Genomic DNA, 3,772 nt, shown 5'->3' with positions numbered 1-3,772 from the left:
GGGTTCGGCGGACTGGATGCGGGTGGCGATATCCAGCGTTTGGCCTTCTTGTGTGGTGCGCAGGTAGCGGATGTCGATGCGGGCAACCACCATCATGATGCCGTCGAGCAGGCGCAGCAGGTTGTGCCGTTCGAAAAAAGCCCAGCGCGCTTCTTCGAGAAATTCGAGATAGCGCGCGTTGTTGACATGGCCGTAGCCGTCGAGGTGATAACTGCGTATGCGTATGCGGGTCATGCGAAAGGCCGTCTGAAAACTTAATTCAGGGTGATGGGCTGGAAGATTTCGCGGCCGAGCGGTTCTTGTTCCAAATCGGTCAATACGGTGGAAAGTTGGATGTCGAACCATTCGTTGAAGATGTCGGGGTCCAAATCGGGCCACAGGCTTTCGTCTTCGCACCAGTCGGCCAGCTCGGCGGCGAAAAGCTGTTCGTAGCGGCTTTCGATTTCGTCCCACACTTCGTCGGCGGTTTCGCAGGGGCGTACGAGATAGGAATTGGAATCGGCCTGCAGGTCTTCGAGACGGATGTCTTCGGGGCTTTCGGGCAGTGATTGCAGCCAGTTCCAAAACGGCTCGAGGGGAATCAGGAAAAATACGCTGCGGTTAACTTCATACATGGCTGTGCTCCTGCAAATAGATGGGGGAATGATATAGCAAAGGGGGGTGAAAATCTATAACGGTTCGGGCATCAGCCTGTGCGAATCTGCCGTTTGCGGCATATTTTGCGTGGTCGCTGTTGTGTTGCAAGCGGTGTCTGTTAAAAATTTTCGGCCGTCTGAAAATGTTTTCAGACGGCCTCGGGTTGTGTGCCTGTTTATTCGCGGTGATAGGGGTGGTTGTGCAGAATCGATACGGCGCGGTAGAGCTGTTCGGTGAGCAGCACGCGTACCATGCCGTGCGGCAGGGTGAGGCTGGACAGGCGCATCATCAGGCGCGCCTGTTGCTTGAGCCGGTCGGTCATGCCGTCGGCACCGCCGATAACGAAGCAGACGTGCTCGCCGTTGCGTTGCCAGTTTTCCAAATGACCCGCCAGCTCTACCGATGTGGGGGCTTTGCCGCGCTCGTCGAGCACCACCAAAAACGCGCCGGCGGGTATGGCTTCGAGTATGCGTTTTTCTTCTGCGGCCATGCCTTGGGCGGCGTTCACGCCGGCGCCGCGCTTTTCGGGTTTGATTTCTTTTAAGGTGTAGCAAACATCGCGCCCGAAACGCTTGGCGTATTCGTTGACGGCTTCATCGACCCAGCGCGGCATTTTGGTGCCGACGGCCAAAACGGTGATGTTCATAATGGATAATCTTTCTGTCCGGCAAAATCTTGTTTGGTTGCGGTTGGCTTGATGGGTTATGTTTTCAGACGGCTTTGATAAGGCGCAGCGGCGGCGGATACCAAACAGGCCGTCTGAAAACATACATAATGGTTCAGACGGCCTGTTGGCACATTCAATAATGCGGCGGGATTTCGTCTGCCGGATTGTATGCGGCACCGCTGCCTTCGCCTCCCTTTTCTTGCAGTCGCCGGTAGAGCAGCCTGAGCTGCCCCTGCTGCAAATCCAACGCTTGCTGCATCTTGGCGACGGTGTTGTTGAGGCTGTCGATTAAATCGGCCTGCAACGCGGTTTGGATTTCCAATTCGATGATGCGGTTTTCGAGGTTTTGCATCACAACACCATGGCGGCAATCCAACCCGATACCATCAGCGGCAGGTTGTAGTGTAGAAAGGTGGGAATAACCGTGTCGCGCATATGGTCGTGCTGGCCGTCCACATTCAAACCGGCGGTGGGGCCGAGCGTGGAGTCGGAAGCGGGCGAACCGGCATCGCCCAGCGCGCCTGCGGTGCCGATAATCGCCAGCGTTGCCATCGGTGAGAAGCCCATGCCCACGCACAGCGGCACATAAATCGCGGTGATAATCGGCAGGGTGGAAAACGAGCTGCCGATGCCCATGGTTACCAACAACCCCACCAGCAGCATCACAAAAGCGGCCATGCCTTTGCTGCCGGCAAACATATCGGCCGAGGTTTTTACCAGCGGCTCGATCTGGCCGGTGGCCTTCATCACTTCGGCAAAACCTTGTGCGGCAATCATGATAAAGCCGATCATCGCCATCATTTTCACGCCGTTGTTAAACACGGCATCGGCTTCGCCCCAGCGCACCACACCGGCGGCCATAAACACGGCAAAGCCGACCATCGCGCCCAGTAGCAGGGAGTCGGCCCATAATTGCACGGCAAACGACACCACAATCGCCGCCAACGCCACCCAGCTGCGGTAGGCAGACATTTTCGGCTGCACCATCGCCTGATGGTTGGCCTCCACATCGGCGGAAGTGTTTTGATAGGCGCGCGGGCGGCGGTAGCTGAAAAACACCGCAATCAGCAGGCCGGCAACCATGCCCAAAGCGGGAATGGTCATGGCGTGAATCACGTTTACGTTATCCACGTTCAGACCCGACTTATTGATATTGCCCACCAGAATCTGTTTCAAGAAAATTTCGCCGAATCCGTAGGGCAGCCACATATAAGTGGTAACCAAGCCGAAAGTTATCACGCAGGCAAGCAGGCGGCGGTCGATCTGCATACGGTTGAACACCAGCAGCAGCGGCGGAATAATCAACGGAATAAAGGCGATATGAATCGGAATCAGGTTTTGGCTCATGATACTCATAGCCAAAAGAGCCAGCAGCAGCCCCCATTTGATGCTGCCGATGCGGCCGGGCACATTGTCGCGCACATGGTTGGCATCCAAACGGCGGATAACCGCATTGGCCAGCGTTTGCGGCAAGCCCGAATGGGCGATGGCCACGGCGAAAGCACCGAGCATGGCATACGAAAGCGCAATCTGCGCGCCGTTGGCCAGGCCGGTTTGAAACACTTTCATGGTTTCCGCCAAGCCCAATCCGGCCATCAGGCCGCCGGCAAGCGCGCCCAGCAGCAGGCTCAACACCACATGCACACGCGCAAGCGATAGTGCGAGCATCACAAAAACCGCAATCACCACGGCATTCATATCTGTTTCTCCACAAAAATAACGGCGGAACGGCCGCATCAACATAAATTTCCAACCGGCAGGATTTTACCTGCGAGTTGAAAGGTTTACAAACTTTAAAGTCCTGCAAGCCGCTGCATACCGCCGATTCTGTGCGGGATAAAACGATTGTTGCCGGTAAAGTGCCCGCCAAAGCTGCCCGGTTCGGGGCGTATGGATGTGTTTGCAACAGATTGGCAAGTGCTTTAAATTTACCTAAGTAAAAATATTGCCAATTTTAGTAAACAATCGGATAATTCCAATATCCTGACGGCGGATATTTTTGATATTCGGTATGTATAAATTCTTTCACGAGATTTACGGTGCAGCCCGCAATCAATATAGAAAGCCTGCAAGATAACTTCCAACACAACGCTGAAAATAAATACGGCCGGTATTTTTAACCGGTTGTTTTAATAAAAGGACTTTACACATGAAAACGGTAAAAAAACTCTTCGTACTCACCTCAACAGCAGCAGCTTTATTGGCTTCCGGCATGGCCGCGGCGGAAACCAAAACCGCCGACTTCCACGTTACCATCCGCATCAAACCCGTTTGCGAAGTGGCTACCAACAGCGGCGATGCGCCCACGGTAGAAGAATCTGTGCGTTTTGCCGGCGCAGACATCGATTTCGGCGAATACTTCTCCAACCACAACACCGATGTTGACGGCCAAAGCAAGGCCGGCGGTTCAGACGGCATTGCCGTGAAATGCACCAAAGGCACGCCTTATCAAATCGCTCTTACCCCCGC

6 protein-coding genes are annotated in these 3,772 nt (G+C 54.7%); 1 reads left to right on the top strand and 5 read right to left on the bottom strand.

The window, feature by feature from the left end; all coding sequences use genetic code 11:
• From ACEYDX_RS07225 to ACEYDX_RS07205, 5 genes are all read right to left on the bottom strand, one after another.
• Positions 1 to 234: acyl-CoA thioesterase (locus ACEYDX_RS07225; RefSeq protein ID WP_373741348.1), on the bottom strand; the 234-nt coding region annotated here is incomplete at its 3' end.
• A gap of 20 nt (positions 235 to 254) precedes the next feature.
• A complete protein-coding gene (locus ACEYDX_RS07220; protein ID WP_085367123.1) occupies positions 255 to 614 on the bottom strand; it encodes a VacJ in 360 nt (119 codons plus the stop codon).
• Positions 615 to 811: 197 nt separating this feature from the next.
• Positions 812 to 1,282 carry a 23S rRNA (pseudouridine(1915)-N(3))-methyltransferase RlmH gene (rlmH, locus tag ACEYDX_RS07215; protein WP_085367124.1) on the bottom strand — a complete coding sequence of 157 codons (471 nt, stop codon included), beginning with the start codon at positions 1,280 to 1,282 and terminating at the stop codon, positions 812 to 814.
• A 154-nt stretch (positions 1,283 to 1,436) separates the two neighbouring features.
• Entirely contained in the window at positions 1,437 to 1,655 is a 219-nt protein-coding gene (locus ACEYDX_RS07210) for a SlyX family protein (protein ID WP_373741347.1), read from the bottom strand.
• Positions 1,655 to 3,001: a Na+/H+ antiporter family protein gene (locus ACEYDX_RS07205; protein ID WP_373741346.1), complete on the bottom strand. Its 1,347-nt coding sequence runs from the start codon at positions 2,999 to 3,001 to the stop codon at positions 1,655 to 1,657. Before ACEYDX_RS07205 ends, ACEYDX_RS07210 begins: the two co-directional genes overlap by 1 nt.
• 451 nt (positions 3,002 to 3,452) lie before the next feature.
• Between ACEYDX_RS07205 and ACEYDX_RS07200 the strand changes: the two genes are divergently transcribed.
• Positions 3,453 to 3,772, top strand: a 320-nt coding sequence (locus ACEYDX_RS07200) for a spore coat protein U domain-containing protein (RefSeq protein WP_373741345.1), incomplete at its 3' end; no start/stop codon positions are given.

Origin of the sequence: Neisseria sp., from assembly GCF_041804105.1 — a bacterium.
Taxonomy (GTDB): domain Bacteria; phylum Pseudomonadota; class Gammaproteobacteria; order Burkholderiales; family Neisseriaceae; genus Neisseria.
This window is presented reverse-complemented; position numbering and strand designations above follow the sequence as displayed.